Annotated in this window: 16 protein-coding genes and 1 pseudogene; 12 read left to right on the top strand and 5 right to left on the bottom strand. The window is 33.8% G+C overall.

Annotation, left to right across the window (positions count from 1 at the left end):
* Positions 1–7 precede the first annotated feature (7 nt).
* From CAV_RS09295 to CAV_RS01005, 8 genes and pseudogenes are all read left to right on the top strand, one after another.
* Positions 8–601, top strand: a pseudogene (locus tag CAV_RS09295) (cache domain-containing protein); the annotation flags it as partial.
* Between the two features lie 6 nt (positions 602–607).
* Complete coding sequence (locus tag CAV_RS01035; RefSeq protein WP_390088831.1) at positions 608–1,993, top strand: methyl-accepting chemotaxis protein; 1,386 nt, start codon at positions 608–610, stop codon at positions 1,991–1,993.
* A gap of 62 nt (positions 1,994–2,055) precedes the next feature.
* Positions 2,056–3,012 carry an ABC transporter permease gene (locus CAV_RS01030; RefSeq protein WP_245807416.1) on the top strand — a complete coding sequence of 319 codons (957 nt, stop codon included), beginning with the start codon at positions 2,056–2,058 and terminating at the stop codon, positions 3,010–3,012.
* Positions 3,005–3,790 carry an ABC transporter permease gene (locus CAV_RS01025; RefSeq protein ID WP_094324667.1) on the top strand — a complete coding sequence of 262 codons (786 nt, stop codon included), beginning with the start codon at positions 3,005–3,007 and terminating at the stop codon, positions 3,788–3,790. The genes CAV_RS01030 and CAV_RS01025 overlap by 8 nt, the downstream gene beginning before the upstream one ends.
* Positions 3,787–4,548, top strand: a complete 762-nt coding sequence (locus CAV_RS01020; protein ID WP_094324666.1) for an ATP-binding cassette domain-containing protein — start codon at positions 3,787–3,789, stop codon at positions 4,546–4,548. The genes CAV_RS01025 and CAV_RS01020 overlap by 4 nt, the downstream gene beginning before the upstream one ends.
* Positions 4,539–5,201, top strand: a complete 663-nt coding sequence (locus CAV_RS01015) for an ATP-binding cassette domain-containing protein (protein ID WP_094324665.1) — start codon at positions 4,539–4,541, stop codon at positions 5,199–5,201. Before CAV_RS01020 ends, CAV_RS01015 begins: the two co-directional genes overlap by 10 nt.
* A 67-nt stretch (positions 5,202–5,268) precedes the next feature.
* Positions 5,269–5,925 (top strand): hypothetical protein, encoded by a 657-nt coding sequence (locus tag CAV_RS01010; RefSeq protein WP_094325511.1) that lies wholly within the window; start codon positions 5,269–5,271, stop codon positions 5,923–5,925.
* Positions 5,926–5,934: 9 nt separating this feature from the next.
* Positions 5,935–8,307, top strand: a complete 2,373-nt coding sequence (locus tag CAV_RS01005; protein ID WP_094324664.1) for a DUF7494 domain-containing protein — start codon at positions 5,935–5,937, stop codon at positions 8,305–8,307.
* Here the strand turns inward: CAV_RS01005 and miaA are convergent.
* Positions 8,287–9,165, bottom strand: a complete 879-nt coding sequence (gene miaA / locus CAV_RS01000) for a tRNA (adenosine(37)-N6)-dimethylallyltransferase MiaA (protein WP_094324663.1) — start codon at positions 9,163–9,165, stop codon at positions 8,287–8,289. The genes CAV_RS01005 and miaA overlap by 21 nt on opposite strands.
* Positions 9,166–9,225: 60 nt before the next feature.
* Between miaA and mqnP the strand changes: the two genes are divergently transcribed.
* Genes mqnP through moaA form a run of 4 tightly spaced genes read left to right on the top strand, consistent with a single transcriptional unit; the run spans position 9,226 to position 12,065 of the window.
* On the top strand, positions 9,226–10,101 hold the full coding sequence (gene mqnP / locus CAV_RS00995) for a menaquinone biosynthesis prenyltransferase MqnP (protein ID WP_094324662.1): 876 nt from the start codon (positions 9,226–9,228) through the stop codon (positions 10,099–10,101).
* On the top strand, positions 10,092–10,595 hold the full coding sequence (locus CAV_RS00990; protein ID WP_094324661.1) for a hypothetical protein: 504 nt from the start codon (positions 10,092–10,094) through the stop codon (positions 10,593–10,595). Before mqnP ends, CAV_RS00990 begins: the two co-directional genes overlap by 10 nt.
* Positions 10,588–11,100 carry a helix-turn-helix transcriptional regulator gene (locus CAV_RS00985; RefSeq protein WP_094324660.1) on the top strand — a complete coding sequence of 171 codons (513 nt, stop codon included), beginning with the start codon at positions 10,588–10,590 and terminating at the stop codon, positions 11,098–11,100. Before CAV_RS00990 ends, CAV_RS00985 begins: the two co-directional genes overlap by 8 nt.
* Before the next feature lie 2 nt (positions 11,101–11,102).
* Positions 11,103–12,065 (top strand): GTP 3',8-cyclase MoaA, encoded by a 963-nt coding sequence (gene moaA / locus CAV_RS00980; protein ID WP_094324659.1) that lies wholly within the window; start codon positions 11,103–11,105, stop codon positions 12,063–12,065.
* Here moaA and CAV_RS00975 read toward each other — a convergent pair whose 3' ends face one another.
* Genes CAV_RS00975 through CAV_RS00960 form a run of 4 tightly spaced genes read right to left on the bottom strand, consistent with a single transcriptional unit; the run spans position 12,066 to position 14,929 of the window.
* Entirely contained in the window at positions 12,066–12,707 is a 642-nt protein-coding gene (locus CAV_RS00975; RefSeq protein ID WP_094324658.1) for an amino acid ABC transporter permease, read from the bottom strand.
* Positions 12,708–13,388, bottom strand: coding sequence for an amino acid ABC transporter permease (locus CAV_RS00970; RefSeq protein ID WP_094324657.1), 681 nt, complete (start codon positions 13,386–13,388; stop codon positions 12,708–12,710).
* Positions 13,389–13,403: 15 nt separating this feature from the next.
* A complete protein-coding gene (locus CAV_RS00965) occupies positions 13,404–14,189 on the bottom strand; it encodes a transporter substrate-binding domain-containing protein (protein WP_094324656.1) in 786 nt (261 codons plus the stop codon).
* 11 nt (positions 14,190–14,200) lie between these two features.
* Positions 14,201–14,929 carry an amino acid ABC transporter ATP-binding protein gene (locus tag CAV_RS00960; RefSeq protein ID WP_094324655.1) on the bottom strand — a complete coding sequence of 243 codons (729 nt, stop codon included), beginning with the start codon at positions 14,927–14,929 and terminating at the stop codon, positions 14,201–14,203.
* Between the last annotated feature and the right edge of the window lie 142 nt (positions 14,930–15,071).

Genomic DNA, 15,071 nt, shown 5'->3' with positions numbered 1-15,071 from the left:
AGTGCATATGCTATCTAGTATCAAAATCAAAGTATCAGCAATCGCTAACCTAATATCCATATTAGCCTTAGCTCTACTAGGCTTTATAACATTTTATTTCGTGGAAAAAAATGTCGCAAACGAGGTTATCACAGCTTATTCTAACTATGTTAAAACAGCTGATTTGCAAATGAGAGAGTATGATAGTAAAAATTTAGAAATTTTAAACACCTTGGCACATAATATACAAGCTCTAGGAGATGAGCATTTTGCAAGCGAAGAAGCCATTATAGACGCAGTAGGTCCTATGCTTAAAAACTATAAGGATTCTTCTAAAGTTTTGATGATATATCTAGGATTTAGTGCTGATGGAGAAATGCTAACAAGTGATCCTGTAAGCGATGAAAGAAATTTAGCATACAGAATAAGAGGCAAGGCTGATAATTACGATGCTAGAACTAGACCTTGGTATAAACAAGCCTTACAAGACAACAAAGCAGTCACAAGCGAATCCTACATAGATTCTTTAACAGGAAAACCTTGTATAACCTACTCTATCCCTATCTATAAAGGTGGAAAATTAATAGGTATCTTGGGTATAGATGTATTAACCGCAGAAATTCAAAAGATGTTTGACGGTCTTCATGCTAGAATTTTTACCTTTGATAGAGAATTTAACATCTTTGCTTCAAAGGACCAAGAATTATTAGCCAAAAGAACCACTGCGAATTTGCCTATAATAGCTCAAAAGCACAAGGAAGCTGGAGATTTTAACTATTTTATATACACAAGCACCGAGGGCAGTGAAAGATTTGTTATCTGTGCTTCTTACATAGACTATCTAACCTGCGTGGCCGAGCCGCTAGATATAGTTAAAAAACCAGCCATAGACATAGCTTATATACAAACAATAGTCGTGGCCTTAGTTATATTAATCTCTATCTTTGCTATGTATTTTGTGATGTCTCGCTTCCTTTCGCCTATAAATCACATCCAACAAGGCCTAAACAACTTCTTTGATTTCTTAAATCACAAAAAACAAACAATAACTCCTATACACATAAAAAGCAATGATGAATTTGGCCAAATAGCAAAGGCTATAAATTTAAACATTGAAAACACTAGATTAGGTTTAGAACAAGATAAACAAGCAGTATCTCAAAGTGTTAATACAGTTCATCTTGTAGAAAATGGTGATTTAACAGCAAGAATTAGTGCTAATCCTAAAAATCCTCAATTAATAGAACTAAAAAATGTTTTAAATAAAATGCTTGATGTCTTACAAGAAAAGATTGGTTCTAATATGAATGAGATTAGAAGAGTATTTGATAGTTATAAAGCACTTGATTTCACAACAGAAGTAGCAAATGCTAAGGGTAATGTTGAAGTAACAGCAAATACCTTAGGTAAAGAAATAGTTAAGATGCTAAAACAATCAAATGACTTTGCAAATTCCTTAGTATCTGATAGCACAAAACTACAAGAAGCAGTGCAAGAACTACAAAACTCATCAAAGTCTCAAGCCTCATCTTTAGAAGAAAGTGCAGCAGCATTAGAAGAAATCACTTCAAGTATGCAAAATGTTTCATCCAAAACAACAGATGTTATAGCACAAAGTGAGGAAATAAAAAGCATAACAAATATCATAGGAGATATAGCAGAACAAATAAATCTACTAGCATTAAATGCTGCTATTGAAGCTGCTCGTGCAGGTGAACATGGACGAGGCTTTGCTGTTGTTGCTGATGAGGTAAGACAATTAGCTGAAAAAACTCAAAAATCTTTAAGTGAGATAGAGGCTAATATAAATTTATTAGTTCAAAGTATAAATGATATGGCTGAAAGCATTAAAGAACAAACAACAGGCATAACTCAAATCAATGATGCTGTAGCACAGATAGAAAGTGTTACAAGAGATAATGTAAGAATAGCTAATAACTCAGCCTCAATATCAGATAGTGTTAGCTCTATAGCTAATGACATACTAGAGGATGCTAAGAGGAAGAAATTTTAATAAAGAAAGACTAAGCCCTAGTAGGGCTTTTTTTATATTTGGAAAAAGTTTAAAATCCGGCTATGGATATAATAAAACTTGTATTTAAAAGGCTTTTTTTTGGCGTTTTTGTTTTATTTATGCTAAGTTTTATCTGCTTTGCTATGATGTATTTTAGCAATTCAAGCCCACTTTTTGCCACAAACAACCAAGCCATAAGCAAGAGTATTAAAGAAGAGATTGAAAAGAATTTAGACCTTGATAAAAGCCTTATGCATCAGTATACACAGTGGCTGAAAAAGGCTTTAAGCGGCGATTTTTCAAATTCTTTACTAAATTCTCAAAGCACAAGTTCTTTAATCTCGCAAAAGGCTTTAAATACAGCTGTTTTAGGCTTTTCATCTCTTTTCGTGCTCTTTGTTTTAGCACTTTTTTTAAGCATACTAAGCATAATGTATAAGAACAGCTTCATTGACAAAGCTATAAATTTCATTTGCATGAGCTTTTTTGCCATGCCCTCTTTTTGCACAGCCTTGCTTTTGATACTTTTTTTCTCGCTTTATTTAAATTTGCTTCCAAGCTCTGGAGTGCAAAGCTTGGGTGCTGAATTTTCGCTGACAGATAGACTTTCACACCTTATCTTGCCAATGCTAAGCATAGTTTTATCCCATCTAGCAGTGGCTTTAAATTTCATAAGAAGCGTTTTAGTGGAAAGTCTAAATCAACACTACATAGAAGCAGCCTTTGCAAGAGGACTTAGCAGCACTAGAATTTACCTACACCTTGTCTTAAAAGATAGCTTTGCAAGTATCATAACTTATTTTAGTGCTATTTCTATGAGCTTTCTTATGAGTATTTATGTGATAGAAAGCGTTTTTGCTTACGATGGAATCGGTGCCTTGGCCATTAATAGCATAATTTATAAAGATTATCCCGTCGTTTTAGCCATCATTCTTTTAAGCACGGCCTTGCTTTTGCTTATCAACACAGCCGTTGAATGTCTTTGCAAATTTATAGATAATAGGAACTTGGATGAGTAAAGTTCTTATCTTAACGCCCTTTTTTTTATGTGTGATTTTTGCTTTTTTTGTACCTTTTATAAGCTCTTATGATGTGAATTTTACGGACTTAAACTCAGTGAAATTAGAGCCAAGTGCTGTGCATTTATTTGGCACGGATTTTTTAGGAAGAGATTTTTTTACAAGATGTGCTTATGCCCTTAGAAATTCTTTATTTATAGCCTTTTGCTCATCCTTTTTGATGATAGTTTTTGCAATTTCTTATGCCCTGCTTATGAGAAGCTTTTTAAGGCATTTTTTCCTGTCCTTACTAGACGCTTTTTTGGCCTTTCCTTCCTTGCTTTTTATGATGTTTTTTCAAAGTTTTTTCAAGCATTCTTTCTTGCTTATGATTATAATCATAGCTTTAGGGCATTTTGCCATAGTTGCCAAGCTTTTAGACACTGAAATTTCAAAATTTAAAGAAAAAGATTTTTACAAAAACGCTGTAGTTTTGGGCAATACAAAAATGCAAATTTTACTTTACGATGTTTTGCCGGCCTGCGTGAATTTATTGCTTATTTTATTTGTCTTAAATATAGCTCACGCGATATCAGCAGAGGCTGTGCTGTCATTTTTTGGCCTAGGATTAGAACTAAATCAAGCCTCGCTTGGAATTTTACTCAGTGAAGCTTCAAGGGCACTATTTGTAGGAGCTTGGTGGCTCATAATCCTGCCTGTAATCCTGCTTTTATCCCTTAGCTTTCCTCTCATACTTTTTGCACAGTTGCTTCAAGATAAATTCGGGATTAAGATATGATAGAGGCTCGCAATCTAAGTCTTAAAAAAGATAAGAACTTTTTTTTGCAAGATATAAGCTTTAGCACTAAGACTAATGAAAGCCTTGCCATACTAGGTAAAAACGGCTCTGGCAAGAGTTTGTTAGCAAGAAGTTTTATAAGGCTTTTTGATAAGGAATTTAATCTTAATGCTACTAAATTTAAAGTAGATGAGATAGACATTATAAATACAAAGCACTTAAGGCTCTTAAGAACGCAAATAGCACTGATTTTTCAAGATGCAAAGGCTTGTTTTCATCCCCTTTTAAACATAGGAGAACTCTTTGATATAAGCCTAAAAACTAATGGCAAATTAAACAAAAAGGCAAGAAAGGAACTAGCTTTTTCTTGCCTTGAAAACTTAAATTTAAGCGATTTAAACAGAATTTGGCACAGCTATTCTCATCAGCTAAGCAGTGGAATGGCCATGAGAGTGCAAATAGCCCTAGCTTTAGCACTTGATGCAAAATTATTTATATGTGATGAAATCACTGCGAACTTAGATAGCAAAAACGCCTTAATAGTGCTTGATAGCTTAGCAAAGCTAAAGCAAAATGGCAAAACACTCATTATTATAAGCCATGATTTAGAGCCTGTGCGTGAATTAGCAGATAAAATTCTAGTCTTAGAAAATGGCAAAAATGTCGAGTTTAAAAGCAAAAATGACTTTTTTTCACATCCTAGTTCAAGTTTCGCAAAAGAACTTATAAGGATAAATGAGGAGCTTTTATGCTTTTAAGGGTGTGTAATTTAGCTAAAAATTACGAATTTAAAGAGCATTTTTATAAAAAAAAGCAGCTTGTAACGGTTTTTAAAGATGTTAATTTTGAGCTTGATGAGGCACAAACTTTGTTAATTAGCGGCAAAAGCGGGGTGGGCAAAAGTACGCTAGCTAGAGTGCTTTGCATGCTTGAACAACCTAGCTTTGGGCAGGTTTTTTTTAAGGATATCAATCTTTTTTCTTTGAATTTTGAGGAGCAAAGAAAGCTAAGAAAGGATTTGCAGTTTATCTTTGCTGAACAAAAACTAGCGCTTAATCCTTACAAAACAGTAAAAAAGCTAATATTTGAGTGTGGAAGGAATTTTGATGTTGATTTTAGCGTGCTTGATGAGCTTTTAAAAGAACTTGATTTGGACAAAAAACTTTTTGCCTTAAAGGCAAATCAGCTAAGTGGCGGGGAGCTTAAAAAAGTGGCCTTGCTTAGAGCTTTGCTTTTAGAGCCTAAGCTTTTGATTTTAGACGAGCTTACAAGCTCTCTTGATTTACAAAGTGCTAGTAAAATACTAAACTTGCTTAAGAATTTGCAAGATAAAACGGGCATTAGCTATATATTTATCACGCATCAGCCAAGATTATTTAAGGGTTTTTGTGCTAAAATGTTTGCTATGTAAATTTTAAGGAAACAAGTTGAAACTTCACAGGTATGAGCCTTGCAAAAAAGCACTTTGCATTTTAGATATGCCAAGTATTAACCACAAAGAGCTGTTTAAAGACCTAAACACTGAGGAGAATTTTTACATATCTTGCATAAAAGATAAGGCTTTTAAGGCTAAATTTTTTAAGTGTGAAATAGCTAGCATTAGCTTTGTTTTGGCACTTTTGGCTAAATTTGCTTGTGATGATTTTTCCCACTTTGATGAAGGTTTTTTAAGTGCTGAAAGTTGCGTTGGCGAAGAGGAAATAAGTGAAATTTTAGCCTTTTTAAAAGAGGCTGAATTTATAGTTTTTGATGAGAATTTAAAACATCATCAAGACTATGAAAATATCAAGTTTTTTTTAAGTTTTTTGGCACGCAAATTTGACTTAAAACTAACTTGTTCTAATCAAAAAGAAGATGAGTTAAAACCTTGTGAATTTAAGGGGCTACAAGACTTGCAAAACTACGATGGTTTAGTTGTTTTTAAGGCTTTGCTAGATGATGGGTTTTTGCACTGCTCAAGGCAGTTTTTAACGCTTTGCAAGCTTAATGACAAGGATGAAATTTGCATTAATTTTGAGGGCAAAAGCATAAATACTAAGATTATTTTAGATGAAAATTTGCAAGGAACCATTGCGTTTTTAAATTTTAAAGATGAAGGCTTTGCCTTTAAGAAAGTAAGTGTTAAAAGGCTTTAAAATTTGAGTATGAAAAAGATAATTTTGCTGGCACTGTTTTTAAGTTCTAAACTTTTTTGTTTTGAGCTACTTTACAACACGGGTAGAGAAAATGACCAAGCCTTTGGGGTGCTGCATTTAAGAAATGAAGAGAATTTTACTTGCCAAGAAATACATATAGACGGGAAAAACCACTTCGAATGCACTGTTTTAGGCAATGTAGATACGAATTTGCAAGATAGAGCCTTTCAATTTTTTGACTTAAATTTCACGAAAAAAGACTTAAGAACAGATATAAAAATAAGCCCTAAAATTCCGGCCAAAATGTATAATCTAGCCCAAGACTTATATAATGATAATGTAGTTTTAAACAACATACAAGACACAAATTCTACCGCATTTACCTTTGTTTTTAGCAAAGAGCTGCCTTATGTGAAAAACTATGATGGTTTGGAATTTGATATAGTTTTTCCAGACGCTACAAAACCTGATATAGGTGCTCTTGATTTAAACTCAAACCCTGTACAAATTCCACAAAGTGCAGACATTAACACATATATGCGTATAAAAAATGAGTATGAAAAACAAAATTATGCACAAGTTATCACAGATACTGCAAACGCTATAAACAGATACACAAGCAGCATATTTTTAAATGAATTTATGCTTTATAGACTAAGAGCTAAAAACAAGCTTTATACTTATGGTTATGATTTTAGAGACCAAGAAAAAATCGAAGAGATGGTGGATGAGGCTAGGCTTTGGACTAGAACCTTTACTAGTGATGTGAATTTTCCTGAGGTTTTATACATCACCATGAGAGCTTATATGGCACTAGAACAAAGGGAAAATATAGAATACACAGTCTCCATACTAAGAAACGAGCATACAAACAACTATTTTGCTCAGCTGGCACTGCTTGATTACGCTGATTATTTGCTAAATTTAGGCGATATGCAAGCTGCGCAGCCTATTTATAATGACTTATATTACAATGTTAGCGATGTGGATTTAGCTACTAGAGCGGCACTTTCTTTGGCTAAAAACGCATTAATTCAAAAGGATAAAAATGCAGCTATAAATTTAATAAACACGGCCTTAAGGGCTAATCCTACATATTTTAGCAAGGATAATGCTAGAAGCTTGGAGCTAGCCGATATGCTAAATGCCGAGCAAGAGCATGATTTAAGCTCGCAAATTTATGAAACCGTGCTTACAAATTTAAACAGAAACGATGCGTTATACGAACCAACGCTTAGAAAATTAGCACTAACGCTTGCAAAAACAAACAAACACACAGATACTAAAAAATACCTAGATGCGTATATGCAAGAGTTTTTTGATAGTGAGTATATACCTTTAATCAAAGAAGCTAGCGATAGAAATTTCTTTAATCTGCCAGAAAATAACGCGACTTTTTTACACCAACGTTATCAAGCCTTGATGAAAGAGTATGCAAATGAAATAGCGGCCAAAGCTTTAGAATACGATGTGAAGCTTTATGATAAAGAAAATAACGACACGGCTGTGTTAGCCTATAAAGATGAAATCGAAAAATACAGCAACGACGAGCTTAAGCAAATTCTAGAAAAATCAGCACTAAAAAACTTAAATGATAACATAAAAGCTGATAACTGCATAGAGGCTAGCAGAATATATGAGCTTTATATAAATTATGATTTAGGCCAAAAACTAGAAAGCAAAAAGGCCTTGCTGGAGTGCTTTAAACGCACATCTAATATATCTTATGCAAGAGAATTTATAGATAGACATAGACAAGAGGATGAGATATATTATGATTTGCAAAAAAGCGAGCTTGAACTAAGTGCTAAGCAATACGCAAATGTCATAAGATTAAGCAACAATATACTAAATTCAAGAACAATGAAAAGCAAGGAAGAAGAATTTAGCGCCCTTTATGTCAAGTTTTTAGCACAGCTAAGACAGGATGAATATAATGACGCAATGGCCACCTTGCAGGATTTGCAAAATTTCCCTATGAATTATAAAATGGTGGAACTTTACCATGAATTCCTGCTATACTGCTCGCAAAAGGGCTTAAATCTTAGCATTTTAACCTATGCTCCAAAGGCTATAGATTTTCAAAATTCACAAGGAGCAAATGTATATAGCCCTGACCTTGAATTTATCTACCTTAACGCCTTACAAAAGGCAAAGCAAAATAATACTGCCATTGAGGTTTTAAAGGATTTATTAAAAATAAAGCTAAGCGATGAGGATAGAGCCAGAGCACTTTATACGCAAAGTGAAATTTATGAGGATATGCAAGATAAAGCTATGCAAATTCAAAGCTTGCAAACTTGTACTAATATAAGCTCAAACTCAAATTGGAAAAGCCTATGTGTTCAAAAACTTGAGCTTTTAAACCCTACCGCTCCTTAACTTTTCTATCCACAAGCTTATCTCTTCAAAGGCGTTTTCGTTTATCTTTGTGCTGCTAAATTTTTTATTAAAGGTTCTTTGCCTTTTTGCAAGTTGTGCTGTGTGGGTGTTGATTAAAAGCTCTAGTTCCTCTTTTGAAATTTTTTCATCTAAAAAATCTTTACATTCTTTTAATCCGATTGATTTTAGCGGCTTTAAATTCGCGTCGTATTTGTTAAATAAAGCTCTTGCCTCCTCAATCAAGCCATTTTCAATCATGCTTTTTGTTCTTTGTTTTATGTTGTTTAAAACCCTGTCTTTTTGTAAATTTAAATCAAAAATTTGCAATTTTTCAATCAAGGCCTTTTTCAAGGTTCTTTCAAGATAAAGGCTTGGAATTTCTTTGGTTCTTTCATATATGCTAAACCATTTTTTAAGCCTATATGTATCGTTTTTTTCTATTTTCGCATTTTTATCTATCTTTTTTACCAGGGCAAAAAGCTCATCATTGCTTAACTTGCAATCAACATCCTCTACCTTTTGACTAAGTCCTTGCATTAAAGCCCTTAGATAAAAGCTAGTGCCTCCTACTATAATCAATGCTTGATTGTGTGCCTTTGCGTGAGCTTTGGCTCTTTCATACTCGTTAAAAAACAAAGCTACATTAAAATTTTCATCAACACTTAATAAATTCACGCCAAAATACCTTACCTCATTTAGCTGTTCTAAGCTTGGCTTGGCTGAAGCTATGTTGATTTCTTTATAAACACATAAACTATCAAGGCTTAATATGCAAGCTTTATGTTTTAAGGCTAAATTATGAGCTAGAGCACTTTTGCCACTTGCTGTACTAGCTAAAATAGCAAATTCAAAAAACATTGATATTTTCCTTGAAATTTTTAGTATAATGATAACAAAAATACACAAAGAGCGGTTTAAATGAAAGAACTTTACAGGAAAATTGATACCTTACTTGAGCTTGTCGTATTTAAGCATTCAATCTTTGCATTACCTTTTTTATTTGTCTCGATTTTAGTGGCCTCTAAAATGGCGAATGACAGCCTTTGGTTTGGCTTTAAACTTTTATTTTTGGCTCTCATTTGTGCTGTTAGTGCTAGAAATTTCGCCATGGCTACAAATAGATTTTTAGATGAGGATATCGACAAGGACAATCCTCGTTGTCAAAACAGGCCAAATATAAGCGGAAAGATAGATAGATTTAGCGTTTTGATTTTTATACTTGTAAATGCTTTTATTTTCATCATAAGTTCGTATTTTATAAACTCTCTAGCCTTCTATCTTTCTTTTTTAGTGCTTTTGATACTTGGTGCTTACTCTACCTTTAAAAGATTTTCATCTTTAGCGCATTTTGTTTTAGGCTTTTGTTTAGGGCTTGCTTCCATAGCTGGAAGCGTTATAATTTTGGGCAAAATAGAACTTTACAGCGTACTTTTATGTCTTGGCATAAGCTTTTGGACGGCTGGCTTTGACCTGCTTTACAGCTTGCAAGACATAGACTATGATAGAGAGAAAAATCTCTTTTCAGTCCCTGCTAAATTTGGAGTTCAAGCAACGCTTTTCATGTCAGCTTGTTCTCATGCTTTGGCTGTAGTGTTTTGGCTACTTTTTGCATACATAGCTAAGCTTGGCATTATAAGCTTTGTTGGTATAGCACTTTGTGCCGTGATTTTGTTCTTTGAACAAAGGATAGTAAGAAAAAATTTCGAGCACATAGACAGGGCTTTTTTTACTCTTAATGGCTATTTAAGCATTTTATTTCTTATCTTTGTTTGGGTGGATTTGCTGTGGAATTAACTTTGTTTAAAAGCAGCATTGGCGTTAGCTTTGATGAAAACTCAAAGCAAGAAGATAGGTTTTTACAAGAATATTTTGCCCTAAATCTCAACTCAAAGCTTACTCGTTTTAAAAAAATGGCTGCAAAGATTGAATTTAGCGAGGGGGAAGAGTTGATTTTTAATCTCTTGCTTTCGCTAAAAAACGACATACTAAGACTTGAAGCCAAGATAGAACAGCAAAATAACTTGCTTGAGCTGTCTTATTCTAGCATTATTTGTGCTATACATTATGAGTATATGCGCCTTGCAGATGCCTTGCTTAAGGAAAATGAAATTTATTATATGAGATTTAGCATAGAAGGCCAAGACATCGCATTTTTCACAAAGGCCGTGGATGACAGAACTGTTAAGATAGTGAAATTTAAAAATGATGATAAAATTTTGTATGATTCTTTTGTGGCGCAAATGCAAAGAGAATTTTTACAAGACAGAAAAAGGAAAATAAATGAGTGAGGATTTGTTGTATTTGATTTTTGTTTTTGTGTTAATACTTGCTCTTGTGGCTTATGTTTTCATAAAGGATAAGGAAAATTCTATAAATATCAAAAAACTTGAAAGCGCGGTTGAAGACCTAAACAAAAGCATTCATTATATAAGAAAAGATTTGGATGAAAAAAACTACACAGTTGATATGAACTCATACACAAAGGAAATAAAAGAGGAGATTAATTTCTTGCTAGATAAGGAAGTAAATAGCAAGATCTTACCTATTTTAAAGAGTTTAAAAGGTTTTGAAAATGTCATAGAGGAATTTCAAAATGAGCAAGAAAATCGCCTTACAAACCTTGAACAAAAAACGCAAAATATGGGCAAGCTCACCCCAAGCTACGAAAATGAGGAACAAAAGATAGTTGATTTATTCCAAAAAGGAAAAAGCATAGAACAAATAGCTAAGGATTTAAGGATTAGCACGGGAAATGTTGAATTTACATTAAAGCTCAAAAAATTATTGGAATAAAAATGCTAGTAGATTCTTACTCAAGAACTATAGATTATTTAAGAGTTTCAGTAACTAGCAACTGTAATTTTAGATGTCTTTACTGTATGCCAAAAATTCCCTTTGATACCAAATTTAATGAGGATGCGCTAAGCTTTGATGAGCTTTTTTGCTTTATAAAAATGGCCATTGATGCTGGGATTAAAAAGATAAGAATTACAGGCGGAGAACCCCTGCTAAGAGATGATTTGCATACTTTTATCAGGATGATTTTTTCTTATAAAAACACTGTTGATTTAGCCCTTACTACAAATGCTTTTTTGCTAAAACAAAAGGCTAAAGACCTAAAAGACGCAGGGCTTAAGAGAATTAACATCTCTCTTGATTCCCTTAAGGCTTGCAAGCTTAAAAAAATCGCACAAAAAGATATTTTAGACACCGTTTTAAGCTCTATCGATGAGGCTATAAGGCTTGGTTTTATAGTGAAGCTAAATACTGTTGTTTTAAAGGGCTTTAACGATGATGAGCTTATTGACTTACTTGAGTATGCAAGGTCTAAAAATATACAAATTCGCTTTATAGAATTTATGGAAAACACTCACGCTTACGGCCAACTTAAAGGCCTAAATGAAACACAAATCAAAGAAATTCTAGCTAAAAAATACAAAATTTCACAAAAAGAAAAAGATAACAAATCGCCCGTAAATCTTTACACAGCAGATGATTACACCTTTGGGATAATCAATCCACATAGTTCTAATTTTTGCACCACTTGCAACAGAATTCGCCTAACTGCTGAGGGTTTTTTGGTACCTTGTTTGTATTTTGATGAGGCTTTAAGCATAAAGGAAGCCGTTAAAAACAAAGATATTAAAAAGGCTAGTGAAATTTTATACACAGTTATTAAAAACAAGCCCGAAAAAAACAAATGGGGCGAGGAAAATGAGGAAATTTCCTCAAGAGCCTTTTATCAAACGGGTGGCTAATTAAAATTTATTGTGCCTTGATAAGTATCTTACTAAGACTGATAAAGAAAAACACACTATAAAATAAAGCCCAGCAACCGTTATAAAAACACTTATAATATCGTCAAAGTTTTTTAACCTGCTTATTATATCCTTTGATACATTCGTAAGCTCAGCGACATTTAAGGCTGCTAGAAAGGATGTATCTTTTATAGTAGTTACACACTGAGAAAGTATGGTTGGGGTTACCTTCCTAAAGCACTGCGGAAAGATTATATACCACAAGGTAAAAGTAAAGCTAAAGCCTTGTGACTGTGCCGCTTCAAACTGACCTTTTGGAATGGCATTTAAACCACCTCTTATAATCTCGGCCATAACAGAAGTAGTATACAAAAACAAGCCTATCGTACCTAGAACAGCGTAGTTTGCTGGAATTTTAAAAAGCACAGGCAAGACAAAACAAGCCGCATACATCCACAAAAGCAAAGGAGTATTTCTAAAAATTTCTATATAAAGGCCTGCAAAATAAGATAAAAATCCGCCGTAGTTTCTAAGTACAGCCAAAATAGAGCCAAATATTATAGCCCCGCCAGCCGCAAAAAATGCCATAACTATGGTAAGATAAAGTCCGTTTAATAAAGCATAAAAGTCAATCAAGTGCATTTAAACCCTTTTAAGCTTATTTTCATAAATTCGCACAAGAAAAGACAAGCAGTAACAAATGCTAAAATAAAAAAGCCCGGCTATGATATAAGCAGGAGCGTAATTTAAGCTAGACTGTGCGTAAGAATCCACCCTATACATAAGCTCTGCACCGGTTATGATAGCTAGAACCGAGGTGTTTTTTATCAAATTTACAGCTTGATTTGTCGAGGGAGGTAAAATAATCTTGAGCGTCTGAGGCAATATGATGTAAAACATAGTTTGAGTATAGTTAAAGCCTTGCGACTGTGCCGCTTCAAACTGACCTTTTGGGATAGATAAAATTCCACTTCGTATAACCTCGCTCATGTAAGCACCATGATACACTCCAATGCCTATCACACCTATAGTAAAAACATCTAAAGTTACGCCAACATAAGGCACGACAGGCAAGACAAGATATAGAAAAAATAAATTTATAAGCAAAGGAGTGTTTTGGAAAAACTCAACATAAACCCTAGCCCAAAGCACAAATATCTTTATCCTAGAAGTGGCTAACAAAGCATGAAATATACCCAAAAGCAAGGATATACAAAGAGCCAAAAAAGCCACAGTCAGCGTATATAAAAAGCCGTCTACAAAAATATCAATGTGTGCTAAGGTATCAGCCCAACGCCAAAGCGCAAAAGGTGAGTTGTCCAAATTCGCTCCTAAAATTTATTTTAAATCCCATTTAACAGCTAGTTCGTCTATCTTTTGAGCATTATTTGCAACAAAGTCATTTACAAACTTGCTCCAAGCCTCATCACTTTTTCTTGTTACTATGCCGTATTCTTGAGGGTCTAGGCTATCTGCTAAAATTTCGTTGCTATCATCTAAATATCCTCTTAAGATAGACTTATCAACTGAAAAAGCGTCTATTCTTTTTGAATCCAAAGCTGCTTTTAAAGAAGGGTAATCTGGAAATTCTTTTATATCAACAGTTATGCCAAGCTCCTTAGCAACTCTTGCTACAACTGCATTTGTGGTAGCTGACTGTGCCACGCCGATAACCTTGCCATTTAAGCTTTTAAAGTCAGTAAAACCATTTTCTTTTAAAACCAAAAACCCTATAGGATCGCTATAGTAAGGTTTAGAAAAATTATAAGTCTTTTTTCTTTCTTCTGTTATGGTAAAGGTCGCTATAACAACATCTAATGTTCCGTTGTCAAGTAATGGCCCTCTGGTTTTAGCAGTAACAGGTTCTAGTTTGATTTTATTTTCATCGCCTAAAATTTCTTTTGCAAGTAGCTTTGCCATATCGATTTCAAAGCCTTCTATTTGATTTGTATTAGGATTTAAAAGCGCAAATTTAGGTGCGTCCTTTTTCACTCCAACAACTAAAGTTCCTCTAGCTTTAACAGCTTCCATTGTGTTAGCACTACTAGAACTTTGCTCTGACGAACAAGCTGCCAGCAAAACTCCTATAAAAAGAGTTGCGATAAAATAAGAAATTTTTTTCATATTTAGTCCTTTCAATGAGTTAAAATTTTACTTAAAAATATCTTTGTTCTTTCATTTTTCGGGTTTTCAAAGAAATTTTTAGGAGTATCGCTTTCTATAATCTTGCCGTCCTCCATAAAAATTACCCTGTCAGCAACCTCTTTAGCAAAGCCCATTTCATGAGTAACCACAACCATAGTTGTACCTTTTTCATGTGATATAGTCCTCATAACATCAAGAACTTCTTGCACGGTCTCAGGGTCAAGCGCAGAAGTTGGCTCGTCAAACAAAATAATCTTTTTTTGCGTGCAAAGCGACCTTGCAATAGCCACGCGTTGTTGTTGCCCGCCGCTTAAAGAGCTAGGATACGCACCAGCTTTAGATTCCAAACCAACCACTTTTAGATACTTATAAGCTATTTCCTCGGCCTCTTTTTTACTTCTTTTTTGAAGTTTTATAGGTGCTAGGGTTAAATTTTGCAAAACCGTCATATGTGGATAAAGATTAAAATGCTGAAAAACCATGGCGCAGTATTTCTGACATATGGTGAGCTTTGTTTTATGGTTAAGCTCTATGTCGTTGATAATCACCTTGCCGCTACTTACCTCTTCTAAGCCGTTCATACATCTTATAGTGGTGCTTTTACCAGAGCCGCTAGGCCCTACTATAACCAACTTTTCGCCTTCTTGTATGGTAAGATTTATATCTTTTAAGACATGATGTTTGTCAAAGTATTTATTAACATTTTCAAGTTTTATCAAAGCTATCCCTTAAAATAATCTTTCAAGGATGGTATCAAAAATGACATTAAAATACAATATAAAATTCATTTTTTTGTTACCTTTTTGCATACTGTTTTTAAATTTTAAAAACTATTTCTAAAGTTTTTGGTTTTATTTTTTT

The sequence above is a fragment of the Campylobacter avium LMG 24591 genome (genome assembly GCF_002238335.1).
Classification (GTDB): Bacteria; Campylobacterota; Campylobacteria; order Campylobacterales; family Campylobacteraceae; genus Campylobacter_D; species Campylobacter_D avium.
The sequence above is the reverse complement of the archived record's forward strand: the minus strand, read 5'-3'. Positions and strand labels throughout refer to the sequence as shown.